General features: G+C 63.9%; 11 protein-coding genes. 5 read left to right on the top strand and 6 right to left on the bottom strand.

The window, feature by feature from the left end:
* Window positions 1-16: 16 nt before the first annotated feature.
* Together AC54AG_RS09395 and hepB are read left to right on the top strand one after the other, a co-directional pair.
* The gene (locus AC54AG_RS09395) at window positions 17-2284 is read left to right on the top strand and encodes an OPT family oligopeptide transporter (protein WP_058049920.1); all 2268 of its coding nucleotides are present in this window, start codon (window positions 17-19) and stop codon (window positions 2282-2284) included.
* Window positions 2285-2452: 168 nt separating this feature from the next.
* Window positions 2453-5266 (top strand): heparin/heparin-sulfate lyase HepB, encoded by a 2814-nt coding sequence (gene hepB, locus AC54AG_RS09390; protein ID WP_496630131.1) that lies wholly within the window; start codon window positions 2453-2455, stop codon window positions 5264-5266.
* 11 nt (window positions 5267-5277) lie between these two features.
* Here the strand turns inward: hepB and AC54AG_RS09385 are convergent, their stop codons facing one another.
* Both AC54AG_RS09385 and AC54AG_RS09380 read right to left on the bottom strand, forming a co-directional pair.
* Window positions 5278-6204 (bottom strand): AAC(3) family N-acetyltransferase, encoded by a 927-nt coding sequence (locus AC54AG_RS09385; RefSeq protein WP_496630130.1) that lies wholly within the window; start codon window positions 6202-6204, stop codon window positions 5278-5280.
* The gene (locus AC54AG_RS09380; protein WP_496630129.1) at window positions 6197-7378 is read right to left on the bottom strand and encodes a prenyltransferase/squalene oxidase repeat-containing protein; all 1182 of its coding nucleotides are present in this window, start codon (window positions 7376-7378) and stop codon (window positions 6197-6199) included. The genes AC54AG_RS09385 and AC54AG_RS09380 overlap by 8 nt, the downstream gene beginning before the upstream one ends.
* Before the next feature lie 146 nt (window positions 7379-7524).
* On the opposite strand from AC54AG_RS09380, the gene AC54AG_RS09375 reads away from it, so the two are divergent.
* Both AC54AG_RS09375 and AC54AG_RS09370 read left to right on the top strand, forming a co-directional pair.
* Window positions 7525-7752 carry a hypothetical protein gene (locus tag AC54AG_RS09375; RefSeq protein ID WP_034755374.1) on the top strand — a complete coding sequence of 76 codons (228 nt, stop codon included), beginning with the start codon at window positions 7525-7527 and terminating at the stop codon, window positions 7750-7752.
* Between the two features lie 97 nt (window positions 7753-7849).
* Complete coding sequence (locus AC54AG_RS09370) at window positions 7850-8371, top strand: GNAT family N-acetyltransferase (protein WP_496630128.1); 522 nt, start codon at window positions 7850-7852, stop codon at window positions 8369-8371.
* Here the strand turns inward: AC54AG_RS09370 and AC54AG_RS09365 are convergent.
* The 4 genes from AC54AG_RS09365 to AC54AG_RS09350 form a co-directional block, all read right to left on the bottom strand.
* Window positions 8358-8534 (bottom strand): hypothetical protein, encoded by a 177-nt coding sequence (locus tag AC54AG_RS09365; RefSeq protein WP_496630127.1) that lies wholly within the window; start codon window positions 8532-8534, stop codon window positions 8358-8360. The genes AC54AG_RS09370 and AC54AG_RS09365 overlap by 14 nt on opposite strands.
* Before the next feature lie 74 nt (window positions 8535-8608).
* Window positions 8609-10309 (bottom strand): hypothetical protein, encoded by a 1701-nt coding sequence (locus tag AC54AG_RS09360; protein WP_496630125.1) that lies wholly within the window; start codon window positions 10307-10309, stop codon window positions 8609-8611.
* Between the two features lie 12 nt (window positions 10310-10321).
* A complete protein-coding gene (locus AC54AG_RS09355) occupies window positions 10322-10999 on the bottom strand; it encodes a UPF0149 family protein (RefSeq protein ID WP_496630124.1) in 678 nt (225 codons plus the stop codon).
* Window positions 11000-11129: 130 nt separating this feature from the next.
* Entirely contained in the window at window positions 11130-12578 is a 1449-nt protein-coding gene (locus AC54AG_RS09350) for a peptide MFS transporter (RefSeq protein ID WP_436969529.1), read from the bottom strand.
* Between the two features lie 368 nt (window positions 12579-12946).
* Here AC54AG_RS09350 and ppnN point away from each other — a divergent pair, with 368 nt between their 5' ends.
* Complete coding sequence (gene ppnN, locus AC54AG_RS09345) at window positions 12947-14317, top strand: nucleotide 5'-monophosphate nucleosidase PpnN (RefSeq protein ID WP_046683005.1); 1371 nt, start codon at window positions 12947-12949, stop codon at window positions 14315-14317.
* Window positions 14318-14377: the final 60 nt, after the last annotated feature.

Genomic DNA, 14377 nt, shown 5'->3' with positions numbered 1-14377 from the left:
AATTAAGGAAATATCCATGGCAAAAGATGCAACACCGAGCGTCGTGAAGCCGTACATTCCGGCCGATGCGAAGCTGCCCGAGATGACCTTCCGCGCGCTATTCATGGGCGTCATCCTTGGGATGGTCTTTGGCGCCTCCTCGCTGTACCTGGTGCTGAAAGTGGGCCTGACCGTCAGCGCGTCGATTCCCGTCGCCGTGATCGCCATCACCCTGTTCGGCCTGGCCAAGAAGGTGGGCGGCAAGGATTCGTCGATCCTGGAAAACAGCATCACGCAAACGGCCGGTTCGGCCGGCGAATCGCTGGCCTTCGGCCTGGGCGTGACCATGCCCGCCATTTTGATCCTCGGCTTCGACCTGGAAATCTCGCGGGTCATGCTGGTCGGTATCCTCGGCGGCTTGCTGGGCATCCTGATGATGATTCCGATGCGCCGCACCATGATCGTCGACCAGCACAAGGAACTCAAATTCCCCGAAGGCACGGCGTGCGCCGAAGTGCTCAAGGCGGCCGCCACGGAAGAATCGCGCATCGCCGCCGGCGAAAGCATCGAGAAGGATTCGGCCGCCGCGCTGGACGCGAAGCGCCGCGCGAAGATCATCTTCGGCGGTTTTGCCGTCGGCTTGCTGTACAAGGTGTTCAATATCTCGTTCAAGGGCTGGAAGGATACGCCGGGCGTGGAATTTGCCGCGCCGCTCAAGGGCGGCTCCATCGGCGCCGAGATTTCCCCTGAATTGCTGGGCGTGGGCTACATCATCGGTCCGCGCATCGCCGCCACCATGGCGGCTGGCGGCGTGCTGTCTTACCTGCTCCTGATCCCGATGATCAAGTTCTTCGGCGACAGCCTGACCACCGTGCTCTCGCCTGGCACCAAGTTGATCAGCGAAATGGGCGCGGACGACGTGCGCAGTGCCTACGTGCTGTACATCGGCGCGGGCGCCGTGGCCGCCGGCGGCCTGATTTCCCTCGTGCGCGCCATGCCCATGATCTGGCGTAGCCTGTCGGCCGGCCTGAAAGGCATCGGCAAGGGCGTCAAGAGCAATTCCACCCTGCGCACCGACCAGGACATCCCCCTGAAATGGGTCGTCATCGGCTGCCTGTCCATCATCGCCGTGATCACCTTCGCCACGCCGCTGCACATGAATTTCCTCGGCGCGCTGCTGATCCTCGTCTTCGGCTTCCTGTTCGCCACCGTGTCGTCGCGCCTGACCGGTGAAATCGGCTCGTCGTCGAACCCGATCTCCGGCATGGCCGTGGCCACCTTGCTGTTTACCTGCCTGATCTTCCTGATCATGGGCTGGACGGGCGGGCGTTACTATGTGACGGCCCTGTCGGTGGGCGCCATCGTCTGCATCGCCGCCAGCAATGCGGGCACCACGTCGCAAGACTTGAAAACCGGCTACCTGGTGGGCGCCACGCCGCGCCTGCAGCAGTACGCGATCCTGGCGGGCGCGCTGTCGTCCGCGCTGATCCTCGGTCCGATTCTGCTGAAACTGAACGAAGCGAGCACCGTCTACGTGCCGGCCGCGCAAGTGGCGCCCGGCCTGACGGTCGACGCGTCTAAGCTGACGGTGACGGGCGAGCTGCACGGCCCGCAAGCCGATACCGACCACAATACGTATAAAGTCTGGCAAAAGACGGACACCGTGGGTGGCCCGGCCGGCAAGTATTTCGTCAAGGAAGATGGCCAGCTGGCTTACCTGGTCGATCCGGGCATTAACGGCCATTACAGCAAGCGTCCGGACGGTTCGGAAGTGAAGAAATACGATGCGCCGAAGGCCGTGCTGATGTCCTACATCATCAAGGGCATCCTCGACCAGCAACTGCCCTGGACCCTGGTGCTGTTCGGCGTGATGATCGCCGTGGTGCTGGAAATGGCCGGTATCCCGTCGCTGGCGTTTTCCGTGGGCGTGTATCTGCCGCTGTCATCGACCTTGCCGATCTTCGTCGGCGGCCTGGTGCGCTGGCTGGCGGACCGCCGCAACAACAAGCTGGAACACAATGCGAAACTGAACGAGGAAGAGCGCCAGTTGGCGGGCGACCGCAGCTCGGGCGTGCTGCTGGCCTCCGGCTACATCGCCGGCGGCGCGCTGGCCGGCATCATCATCGCCATCACGGCCGGCGTGCTCACGCACTTCGACCAGATGATGGCCGACTGGGCCGAGCACGGCAACCCGTTCTACGCGGGCCTGCACTCGGACGCGCTGTCGCTGCTGCCGTATGCCGTCATCATCGTGCTGCTGTATATCGTGGCGCGCGAGAAAAAGGCGGACCGCCCGCAGGCTTGATGTTGTAGCCAACCCAATGAGAACCGCCCGGTGTCATGACGATCCGGGCGGTTTTTTTTTGCCCGTCGCCGGCCGGCTCAGGTATTTTTGTTATAAAAATGAAATCAAATATCGCCAGGTGGTGTATTGTTGTTGCTGTTTAAAATACAACAATCTGGAGTTCTCCTCATGTCCCCACTGCAACGCGGTTTTATCTCTTTTGCCTTGCTGGCAGCCAGTCCTGCCCTGCATGCCACGCCTTTTCCCGTCGAGGCCATGTTTGAGGCGGAAAGTACGGCGCCTGGCGCGCCATGGGGGCTGGAAAGCCAGGGCGGCAACGTGGTTTCCGGCGGCGGCTATCTGAGTACGCCGGCTGACCTGGCGCGTGCCGAGTCGCCAGGCGCGGCGGCGCAATTGTCGTACAGAGTGACCGTGCCCCGCGATGGCAACTATACGATCTGGCTGCGCGTGCTGGCGTCGGCGGCGAACGCCGCGTCCTTGTACCTGGCGGTCGACAATGGCGCCTATGCCAGTGCATCCGTGCCGTTCACCGCCGGCCAGCCGCCGAAGTGGACCTGGCTGCCCGTCACGCGCTGGCTCGCGGCGGGCGAGCGCGAACTGAAGCTCCAGTACCGCGAGGGCGGCCTGGGGATCGATTGCTTGCTGGTCACGGCGCTGGCCGATTTTGTCCCGCAAGGCTATGGCGTGTATCCGCTGCCCACCGTGCTGCCGCCCGCCGGCGAGCATCCGCGCGTGTTTGCCCGGGTGGGGGACCTGGCCGCGATACGTAGCCGTTTCGAGTCCGGCGCGCAGGAAATGGTGCAGCATCGCGCTGTCCTGAACGGGTTTGTCGCGGCACCGGCGGTGGTGGCGTTGCCCGTGTTCGTGCCTGGCGGCCCGGCCAGGAGCAATCACCAGGTCGATGCCGTGAGCGCGATCAAGGCGAAGGCGCTGTACTCTCTGCTGTACGAACGCGGCGGTTCGGCGGCGCAGGCGCAGCGGGGCCGGGAAGCCGTGCAGATGCTGCTCGACTACCTGGCGGCCGTGCAGTTTGCGCCTGGCTACAATCACCCGAACGAGAAAGGCGATATCATCCTGGCCAGCGCCATGGTGTATGACTGGTGCTTCCATCTGATGAGTGCGCAGCAGCGCGCCTATGTCGTTACGCGTTTTACGCAGCTGGCGGCCACGATGGAAATCGGCTTTCCGCCATCGCGGCAAGGCCCCGTCGTCGGCCATGGCAGCGACAACCAGCTGCTGCGCGACCAGCTGTCGGCCGCCATCGCCTTCTATGACGAGGCGCCGCTGGTCTACAATATCGTTGCCGGGCGCTTCTTTGCCGACTATATCGCGCCGCGTAACTATGCCTACGCGGCGCAAGCGTATCACCAGGGTGCGTCGTATGGCACGGTGCGTTTCCTGGCGGATATGTACGCCGCATGGATATTCCGGCGCATGGGCGCCGCGCCCGTGTTCGATCCCGTGCAGCAGATGACGCCGTATCACTGGCTGTACACGCGCCGCCCCGACGGACAATGGATGCGTGATGGCGACGTCTATCACTCCTCCTACACCAACAGCAGGGAGTACTGGAGCGAACCGCTGGCCTTTATGCTGCCCGCCACCTACTACAACAATCCCACCTTGAAGCATGAGTATTTGAAGCAGTCGCTGCAGCCGTCGACCAGCTTTATCCACCCGAAGGACAGCATCTGGCCTATTCTGCTAGGCAATACGGCCATGGGGAGCGCGCCGAGTCCAGCTGCGTTGCCCTTGACCAAATATTTTCCGGATCCCGCCGGCCTGATGATCGCCCGCACGGGGTGGACCGATGGCATACATGTGGAGTCAGGCAATGTCGTGGCGACGATGAAGCTCGGCGGCGACTGGTTCGGCAACCACGAGCATTATGACGCCGGGCATTTTCAGATTTACTACAAGGGCGGCCTGGCCATTGATTCGGGTATTTATAGCGGCAGGGATGTGGCCGATCCCAGCATCCCCCTGGAATACGGCAGTGCGCACGACATGAATTATCACAAGCGCAGCATCGCGCACAACACCATGCTGGTGCATGACCCGGACGAGAATTTCGACGGCTATGCCAATGACGGCGGGCAGCGCTTCCCGGGCGACGAGCCGTCATCCGTGGCGGAACTGGCCAATGGCTACAAGGTGGCCACTGTCCTGCGCCAGCAGCAGGTCGGCGGCGCGGCCGGGGCGCCCGACTTCAGCTACATCAAGGGCGACCTGACTGCCGCGTACAGCAGCAAGGTGCGCCAGTTCCAGCGCTCATTCGTGTTCTTGAATCTCAAGAATACGGATCACCCGGCGGCCCTGATCGTGTTCGACAAAGTCAGCGCCAGCGACGCGGGGTTCAAGAAGACCTGGCTGCTGCACAGCCAGTTTGAGCCGCAAATCAGCGGCGACACGGTGCTTATCCAGCGCACGGACTGGGATTACAACAGCACCTTGCAGTACAACGGCAAGCTGATCAACCGCACCTTGCTGCCGGCGAATGCGTTGCTGGCCAAGGTCGGCGGCAGCGGCAATGAATTCAGCGTCGGCGGCACGAACTATCCTATCCAGCCTGAAGCCGATTATTCGACCGAGGAAGCGGGCGCGTGGCGGCTGGAAGTGTCGCCGCCGAGCGGGAACGAAACGGATGTGTTCCTGAACGTGATGCAGGTGATGGATGCCAGCAGCACGCTGCCTGCGCTGCCGACGACGGCCATCGATTCGGCCCTGCTGGCCGGCGTGAAGATCCAGGACCGCGTGGTGCTGTTTTCCAAAAGCGGCTTGCCGCTGGGCGGGACTGTCAACGTCGAGTTGCCGGCATACAGCGGGTCCATGCAGGTGCTGGTGGCGGATTTGCAGGCGGGAAGCTGGACGGTGAGCAAGCGTGGCACGGATGGCCCCATCGAAGATGAGGTGAATGACGGCGGTGGCACCCTGTATTTTGTCGCCAATGGGGGTGGTGTGTATGACCTGCAGCGCAAGTAGTCGCGGGCGTGTCACGGCCTCACCGGCCGTGCCGCCAACTGCGCCGCTGTGGCGTAGATCGTCACGTCGTCGGACGCGAGCCGGCCCAGGTGCGCATAAAATGCCTGCGCCGATATGCACCACGACGCCGCGTCGCCCACTTGGCCGTTGACGCGCAGGCCGGCGGCGTCGAATTCACGGTGAAAGTAGTCGCGCAGGTCGGCGCGGCCGGGATGGTCGATGCGGCGCTGGGCGACTGCCTGGTCGAAAGGGCGCACGGGCACGTCCCAGCGCCGGCCGTCATGGTCCAGACAAGGCAGCAGCTTGGTATCGTCTTCCCATACGCGCACGGGAAAGGCGTCGCCCATGGCGTCTTCCAGCGCGTGATAGAACGTCACGGATCCCATGGAAATGCCGAGGCCCAGCACCTTCGCTTGCTCGCAGCCGATGAAACGCTGCCACGGCGAGTCCATGCCGAAGATCGAGGGCGCGTGGTGGTGCGCTTCGGTAAGGTGAACGGCATGGCGGCCCCACGCGGACACGGAGTGAGTGGGGTGGATGCTGCGCCGGACACCGGCGCTGGCCAGGAAGGCTTCGGGCAGGCGGCCCATGTGCGTGCCATGGCGGCGCGGGTCGAACACATAGTCGGGCATGGCGCAGGTGGCGCGCACCGTGCCGCCCGGCAGATAATAGGTGGGCAGCAGCAGGGTGCCTTGCGGGCCGACGGCGTCCTGCAGGGCTTGTACGACGACCGGCGCGCCGCCTTCCACGTAGCCGAGGCTTTTCAGCGATGAATGGATGAACAGCGTATCTCCGTGCGCGATGCCCAGCCGCGCCAGATCGGCGGCCAATCCGCCGCGCGTCACATGGGGCGCGTTCTGGCGCACGTGCCGGGCGCTGGCGGCGCGGCGCCATGCTTCCAGTGCGGCCCTGGCGGCGCGCTTGGCCTCGTCAAGCATCTCCGATTTCCATTTCCAGCAGGTTGGCATCGATGCAGAACTTGGCCGCCCAGTTCAGGTAAGCCCATGTCCCATAGTCGCCATCGACGGGAAACGAGCCCTTGACGCCGCCGCGCGCGTGCGCGGGACCGTCGATGCTGATGGAGCGCCGTACGAAGCGGTTCAGGCGGCGCCCCGCGTCGAGGTAGCGCCGCTCGCCCGTGAGCTGGTACAGCAGGAACAGACAATGCGCGTTTTGCGCGGAACCCGTTAGGCAGGCGTAGCCGGCCCCCGGCTGGAAGTCAGGACCGAGGCGGCCCGCCAGGTAGCCGTCGGCCGCCACGGCCTTGGCGACGCTCGTGCCGGTGCGCGCGGCGGCGTCCAGCAGGCCGGCGCGCGCGGAAAAGCGATGCGCTTCGAGCAGGCCGCGCAAGGCGTAGCCGATGGTGTGAGTCAGGGGCAGCAGCGGATTGTCCAGGCAGTTCGAAGCGAACCAGCCATTGGCGCGCTGTTTCGTCAGTGCCCAGTCGACCTGGCGCAGGCCGGCCGCGCCATAGCCGTGGCCCGGTGCGACGCGATCCGCTTCGAACAGACCCCACGCCACATGCGTTTCATAGGCCTTGTCGCCGGCGCTGGCGAACGGCGTCGGATGGCGGCGCCAGCAGCCGTCGCCATCCTGGCTGTCGCGCAGCCAGCTTGCCGCGCGGTGCATGGCGTCCTGGTAGGCCGCGCCGTACGCTGCCACGCCGGCGGCCAGGCCCAGCAAAATCTGCCCCGTGTTGAAGGTGACGGGCACGCGCGGGGTGGAGTCGATCTTGCCCCCCTGGAAGCCGCCTTCGGGGAACTGGATGGCCACGCACCAATCGAGCATGCGGCGCGCCCGCCCGTGAAGGGCATCGTCGCCCGTGCGCCGTGCCACGGCGATGACGGTGGGGATGATGTAGCCGGTGGTCTCCGGGTAGGAACTCGACCAGCCTGTCAGCAGGCTGTAGTCACGCGCGACACCGCCGTCCTTTGAGCTGGAATGGTCTTGCGCCGCGCACAGCCAGGCCGTGCAAGCCTTGACGACGGCTTGAGGCCCGGGGTCAAGGGCGGGCAGGCCGCGCCGGTCCGACAGCCGCTCCATGCGCGCGGCCGCCGGCAGGCTTGCCTGCGGCGCCAGTGTGTTCCGGATTTTCGTGAGCAAGGTGCGCATGGCAGTGATGGCGTAGTGGTGGGCTCCGGCTACTGTAGCGCCGGCAGCCGGCACGGCTATTGACTTGCCGCAAGGATCAGCCGCCGCATCGCCGCCGCCGGAATTGACGCATAATGGACGCCTCACCACCGTTGACGAGGCCCGCCATGAACAATGTCACGCTTGAGTACTCGGTCGTCACCAATCCCGATTCCTTTGTCGGCTTCAAGTATTACGTCAAGGCAGGGCAGGCATTCGATGCCGATGATTTCGCCTATTCCTACAAGCTGAAACGCTCCGACCTGGACCCCGACAGCGTGCTGGCCACGCGCGAGGCGGCGGCGAATCTGCAGCCGGGCGAGTGGCTGACGGTGTCGCATTCGATTGCGGCGTAGCGATACGCTGTGTGTTTCTACTTTCACTTTACCGGCCCGCCAGGGACATATGCATCTGACTGTTTCAGCATTTCCTGATATCTCTATTGTTCCAACCTTGCCTGAACACGCCGAAGCGCTGGCCGCCTTGGTGGCGCAAAACCGTGAGCACCTGCAAGCTTATCTGCCCGCCGTGGTACAGCTGGACTCGTTCGGCGAGGCGCAGGCCTATCTGCAGGCCGCTGCCGCGGGCGCGGCCAACGGGGAAGTCCTGGAATGGCATGTTTTCTCCGGCACGGCCTTGTGCGGCAGCATCCGCCTGAAAGACATCGATACAGCGGACCGGAAAGCGAAAATTGGCTACTACCTCGGACACCAGTACCAGGGCCGGGGCATCGCCAGCGCTGCGGTACGCGCCGTCCTGGCGCATGCGTTTGGCGCGCTGCAGTTGCACCGCATCGAATTGCAGTGCGCGGCCGGCAATCACGCCAGCATGGCGCTGGCCGAGCGGCTGGGATTTACGCACGAAGGCGTGCTGCGGCAGGGGGAGCTGTTAAATGGCGTGTTTGTCGATCTGCACGTCTTTGGTTTGCTGCAGCCGGATTTTGTGCCGGAGGGTGTGGCCTTTAGCCGGGCATAAACCACGCCCGCAGTTCATCCTCGGCCCTTTGCGCCGTTGCCTGCGTCAAGGTCAGCACGATGATCTTTTCCCGCGCCGGGCGGTGGCCATCGCCGACGGCCAGCTCGATCGCTTGCTCGAAGCTCGTGTAGCCGTGACCGAATTCATGCGGGCATTGCTGCACGATGCGTGCCGCCTTGCCAGCGTTCCTGTCCGCCAGATTGACGATGGGATTGCCAACATAGAATGGTTGGCCGGCTAGATACCGAACACTTTCAAGATCGCGTCCGTGAAACCCTCGAACCAGCTGCCCACCTTGCCCGGATGCTTGCCGTGGCGCGGGGTTTCCTCGTACAGGTAGACGCCGTTGCCGCCGTCGAAGCGGTCGTTGAGCAGCGCCTGCTGGCCGCGCAGATAGGGGATGAAGGTTTCGCTGCGCAGGGTCGAGTACAGCACGTCGGTGCTGAAACCCAGGGTGGCGGACTGGCTGATGGAGCGTCCCTGGCCGGCCCGCTCCAGGCGCACGCCACGGCAGCCGCGCACGATCAGGGTGACGGGGCCGCGAAAGACGATGAAGCGCAGCTGCAGGGTGAGCCAGGCGTGCAGGCTGCCCAGGCGCCAGTGGCTGCTGATCGCCAAAGGCTGGCCCGCATCGGCAATCAATCCGACCAGGCCCCGTGGCTGGAACACGAGGGCGCTGCCGGCTGGCAGGTGGACGATCGCCACTTCCAGCAGCGGGTCGTCGCTGGCGGATATCGTCACGGATGCCGGCTCGCCGCTTTCCAGCCGGGTCAGCGCCACCATGCCGGCGGCCAGGCTGGTGAACGGGAAGCGCCAGTCCAGCAGCCATTGCGTGCGCTTGGTGCTGCTGACGGGCGACGATTGCAGGTATTCGGGATGGATCAGCATCCGCTGGCCAGGCTGCAGCAGCAATGCCTGCGAGACGGCGGAAATGCGCGATTCGCCCTGCGGCGGCAGGGGCAGGGAGGTGCCATTGATCTGCAGCTCGCGCGCGATCGACAGCGGCGGCAAACGGGCAGCAATGGGCGCCAGCACGAAGTAAAAGAAGGCCTTGATCGCCACGGGCAGCAAGATGGCCGACAGCACCAGCAGGGCGGCCGTGGGCGCCACGTCCATGACGGGTGCGCGCCAGCGGGCGATCCAGTTGCGCGCCAGCTGTTCCTCTCCCGCCGCGATGGCCACCTGCACGGGCGCCAGCGCGCCGGCCAAGGTTTGCGTGTCGATGGCGAATGGGGCGGGGCGGGAAGAGTGGGTGGCGCTGGTGCGCGCGCGCTGCGTTGTCCAGGCCTGATAGGCTTGCAAGTTGATCTCGCGCAAGCGCTGGCCTTGCGCTTCGAGCTGCGACAGCTGCGCGTAGGCGTCGCTGCCGGGCAGGCGCGCCGCCAGCGGGTGCCGCGCTTCCAGTTCCCGGCGCTGGCGCAGATTGGCTTGCAGCGCGGCATACGCGCGCACATGTTCCGCGTGCAGGCGCGCCAGGGTCTGCCGCGCATCTTCGCCGTTGACCGCCGCTTGCAGGGCGGTCAGATAACGTGCTTCCTGCGCCAGCACTTCGATCTCCACGCGGTGCGTGGCTTCTTCCTGCGCATGCAGGGCCAGGGTGTGCGTGTCGGGCAGGGGAAGCGTAAACAGCGACGGTTGCTGCCGCGCGCGCAAGGTGGTCAGTTGCGCCTGCACTTGCGCCAGGCGGGTGGCGATGGCCGCTTGCGAGGCTTTTTGCAAGGCGTTGACACGCGCCGTGGCGGCAGCGGCCAGGCCGGCGCCATGATGATCGGCGCCGTCGGCGGCCAGCCTCAGTGCACCTACGGCCTCGCTGCCGGCGCTGTAGGCGCGCCATTCGGCCAGCAGCATGCGTCCGGCCAGCAGGATGACGATGAACAGCGCGAACTGCAGCGCGTGGCGCAGCAGGAAGCGCAGGATGGCCGTCAGCAGCTGGCGCAAGGAGGAATCGCCTTAGGTCGCCGCGCTATCGGCGTCGGCACAGCATTTCTTGTACTTCTTGCCGCTGCCGCAGTGGCACGGGTCGTTGCGGCCCGTCTTCGGCAGTTCGCGCAAGACCGTGGCGCCGGGCTGGCTTTGTTTCAGGTGGCGCTGGCGCGCCCAGGCCGCGTTGATGGCGATGACGGCGGGAATCACGCCATCCATGGCTGTTTCAGCCGCATCGTCATCGAGTTCGCTGGCCGTGGCCAGGTGCTGGAACGGCGCCAGGTATTGCGGATGGCTGACGGCCAGGGCCGCCCACTGGGGCTTGTCCAGGCTCGTGCCAAGCACAAAACCGGCGCACCAGGCGGGTACGCTCCATTCGGGGCCGCAGACGTAGATGGGCTCGAAGCTGTCCGGGTCCTTCGCCAGCCATTCGACCATGTAGGCATGGTGGCGCTGCGCCAGGCTGGCCGCCCGTTCGCTGGCCTCGTCCTGTGCTGGCAAGACGCTGCCGGTCGCCTTGTCCCACACCCACGGCAGCCACTGTTCCGGCGCGATCTGTTTCGGGCTCAGGGCGACGGCCGTGAGAAAACCTTCCAGCATCGATACATCCATGGCGCGGTTTTCCAGCGCAGGCGCGGCCAGCAGGGTGTCGAGTTCGGCGTATTCGTCGTCGGAGAGGGGCGTGGTGGTGGAGATGCTGGACATAATATTCTTTGGTGATGTGGGTGGAGTGGCCGGCGGCCCTGGCCGTATTGTACCGCCCGGCCGGGCAAAAACCGGCGCTGGAATGAAAAACGGCGGCCCGCAGGCCGCCGTTGTCAGCTAAGGCAGTAGCTTACTTCACGCCGTGCATCAGTTTGTTGATCAGCGGTGCGATCAGGAACAGCACGACACCGGCGCCCAGCAGGGACCAGAAGCCGAAGGTGTAGCCGGACAGGGCCGACTGCACCGACATGCCGCTGGTGCCGCTGACGTGGCTGGCGAAGATGCCCGACAGGTTGTTGCCGATACCGGTCGACAGGAACCAGCCGCCCATGCCCAGGCCGACCAGGCGCACTGGCGCCAGCTTGGTGACCATCGACAGGCCGATAGGCGACAGGCACAGCTCGCCGATCGATTGCAGCACGTACACGGTGGTCAGGGTCCAGAACGGGATCTTGTTATCGGCGCCAACCAGGCTCGACAGAGCGAAGATCAGCAGGCCGAAGGCCAGCGCATTGCCCAGCAAGCCCAGGCCGAATTTGCGCGGAATCGAAGGATTGACGTTGTGGCGCGCCAGGAAAACCCAGATGGCGGCGATGATCGGCGCGAAGACGATGATGGCGACCGAATTGACGGTCTGGAAGTAGGCGGTCGGGAAGATCCAGAAGCCCAGGTCGCGGTTGACGATCTTGTCGGCCAGGAAGGTAAACGAGCTGCCTGCCTGTTCGAAGAACATCCAGAACAGGATGTTGAAGACAAAGATCAGCAGCATGGCGATGACGCGGTCACGCGCAACTTTACCGTTGCGTATGCCTTCGATCATCAGCATCACGGCCAGGCCGACGAACAGCACGGTCAGGACGATTTGCAGCTTTTCAGCGCCGACGGTCAGCAGGAAGTACATCAGCGGGATCACGCACAGGGAACCGACGGCCACCCAGACGACGCGCATCGGGTTGCCGGAACCGGCTTCCGGAGCGCCGATGCCTTTCAGGGCGCGGCGGCCGATGGCGAACCATACCAGGCTGATCAGCATGCCGAAACCGGAGGCCATGAAGACCATCTTGTACGACGGCATGGCGCTGGTGCCGAAGATCGACTCGGCCAGCCACTGGGTGAAGACAGGGGCAACCATGGCGCCCATGTTGATACCCATGTAGAAGATCGTGAAGCCGCTGTCGCGGCGCGGATCGGCTGTCGTGTACAGCTTGCCGACCATGGTCGAGATGTTCGGCTTGAACATGCCGTTGCCGACGATCATGGTGGCCAGGCCCAGGTTGAAGATGTCCTGGTTCGGTACCGAGATGCAGAACAGGCCGGCAGCCATGAAGACGGCGCCCAGCAGGATCGAGCGCTGGTAACCGATGACACGGTCGGCGATGTAGCCGCCGAACAGGGCGCCGGCGTACACCAGCGCGAGGAAGGAACCGTAGGTAAGGTTGGCCGCTGCCTGTCCCGAACCGTCGCCAGCGTGGAACTGGGCCACGATGTACAGGACCAGCGCCCAGCGAACTCCGTAGAACGCGAAGCGTTCCCAGAATTCAGTCATGAACAACATCCACAATGGGCTTGGATGGCCCATAATCTGCTTGAACTCGGGAATAACGGCTTCCTTGTTGGGCGTAGTCGCACCGCTCATGCGGTTCCTCCTGAAAAATTATTATAGTCAATCGATACAACAAACTTATGGAAGTCTGCGGGCGGCGGGGACTCTCATGAAGAACCTCACGCACGGGAATTCCAATAGGCTGGCATTCTAATCTACAAATTGCGCTGAGCGAAGGTTTCGATTCGCATTAGCAAGAATGACTGTTTCATATTAGTCAAACCGGTTTGCAGGCAAGGGCGGGCCCGGCGATTTTGCGGCGGCACAGCACAACTTGCCTGACTTGTCGTATATTAAGGCTGCAAGACCTTCGAGCATCGATTTTTAAAGGGATTTTTCGCATTATGGAACACGACGTTATCGATACTCTGGTTTCACCGGAAGGCCGCCTGGACGTGCTCTCCAAGACTGAAGTCAACAAACTGCTCGACACCAGCCAGGGCGGCCTGTACAACACCTTCCGCCGCTGCGCGCTGGCGGTCTTGAATTGCGGCAGCACCATCGACGATGGCCGCGCCCTGCTGGAGCGCTACCAGTCGTTTGAAATCTCGATCATCCAGCGCGAGCGCGGCATCAAGCTCGACATCAAGGGCGCGCCGGCCATCGCCTTTGTCGACGGCAAGATGATCAAGGGCATCCACGAGCACCTGTTTGCCGTGCTGCGCGACATTATCTTCGTCAGCGATGAAGTGACGGGCAACCCGAAATTCGACTTGCAGAGCACGGAAGGCGTGACGGACGCCGTCTTCCACATCCTGCGCAACGCGAACGTGCTGCAAACCCAGCTCAACCCGAACCTGGTCGTGTGCTGGGGCGGGCACTCGATCAACCGCGCCGAATACAACTATTCGAAGGAAGTGGGCTACCAGCTGGGCTTGCGCGGCCTCGACATCTGTACCGGCTGCGGCCCCGGCGCCATGAAGGGCCCCATGAAGGGAGCCACCATCGGCCACGCCAAGCAGCGCCTGCACAATGGCCGCTACCTGGGCATCACCGAGCCGGGCATCATCGCGGCCGAGTCGCCGAACCCCATCGTCAATGACCTCGTCATCATGCCGGACATCGAAAAGCGCCTGGAAGCGTTCGTGCGCGCCGGCCACGGCATCGTGGTGTTCCCCGGCGGCGCGGGCACGGCCGAAGAGATTCTGTATATCCTCGGCATCCTGCTGCATCCGGACAATGCCGAGATTCCTTTCCCGCTGATCTTCACGGGCCCGGAAACGTCGCGCGAATACTTCGTGCAAATCAACCAGTTCATCCACGACACCCTGGGCCCGGAAGCGCAGCAGCGCTACAAGATCATCATCGACGACCCGGAACTGGTGGCGCGCGAAATGCTCGAAGGCATCCGCCAGGTGCGCGAATTCCGCAAGGCGCACAGCGACGCGTATTACTTCAATTGGCTGTTGAAGATAGACCACGAGTTCCAGAAACCGTTCCAGCCCACGCATGAAAACATGCGCAACCTGAGCCTGCACAAGAACCAGCCCACGCACTTGCTTGCAGCCCAGCTGCGCCGCGCGTTTTCGGGCGTGGTGGCGGGCAACGTCAAGGATGACGGCATCCGCTCGATCGAAAAGTACGGCAACTTCGAGATCCACGGCGACAAATCCATCGCCGGCCCCATGGATGCGCTGCTCGCTTCATTCGTGGCGCAGCACCGCATGAAACTGGCGGGCACCGCTTACGTGCCGTGCTACACCGTGGTCCAGTAAACAGTCTTGAAACCACCGCGCCGCCCGTCCCCTGCGTTTGCAAGGGGCGGGCGGCGCCTT

It is taken from the genome of Janthinobacterium sp. BCJ23 (assembly GCF_059617945.1).
The sequence above is the reverse complement of the archived record's forward strand: the minus strand, read 5'-3'. Positions and strand labels throughout refer to the sequence as shown.

What these genes read in the sequence shown, in the direction of transcription:
- hepB (WP_496630131.1), top strand. Translation starts at nt 2,453, where the DNA reads ATGTCCCCACTGCAACGCGGTTTTATCTCTTTTGCCTTGCTGGCAGCC.
- AC54AG_RS09355 (WP_496630124.1), bottom strand. Translation starts at nt 10,999, where the DNA reads ATGTCCAGCATCTCCACCACCACGCCCCTCTCCGACGACGAATACGCC.
- ppnN (WP_046683005.1), top strand. Translation starts at nt 12,947, where the DNA reads ATGGAACACGACGTTATCGATACTCTGGTTTCACCGGAAGGCCGCCTG.
- AC54AG_RS09380 (WP_496630129.1), bottom strand. Translation starts at nt 7,378, where the DNA reads ATGCGCACCTTGCTCACGAAAATCCGGAACACACTGGCGCCGCAGGCA.
- AC54AG_RS09385 (WP_496630130.1), bottom strand. Translation starts at nt 6,204, where the DNA reads ATGCTTGACGAGGCCAAGCGCGCCGCCAGGGCCGCACTGGAAGCATGG.
- AC54AG_RS09350 (WP_436969529.1), bottom strand. Translation starts at nt 12,578, where the DNA reads ATGGGCCATCCAAGCCCATTGTGGATGTTGTTCATGACTGAATTCTGG.
- AC54AG_RS09375 (WP_034755374.1), top strand. Translation starts at nt 7,525, where the DNA reads ATGAACAATGTCACGCTTGAGTACTCGGTCGTCACCAATCCCGATTCC.
- AC54AG_RS09395 (WP_058049920.1), top strand. Translation starts at nt 17, where the DNA reads ATGGCAAAAGATGCAACACCGAGCGTCGTGAAGCCGTACATTCCGGCC.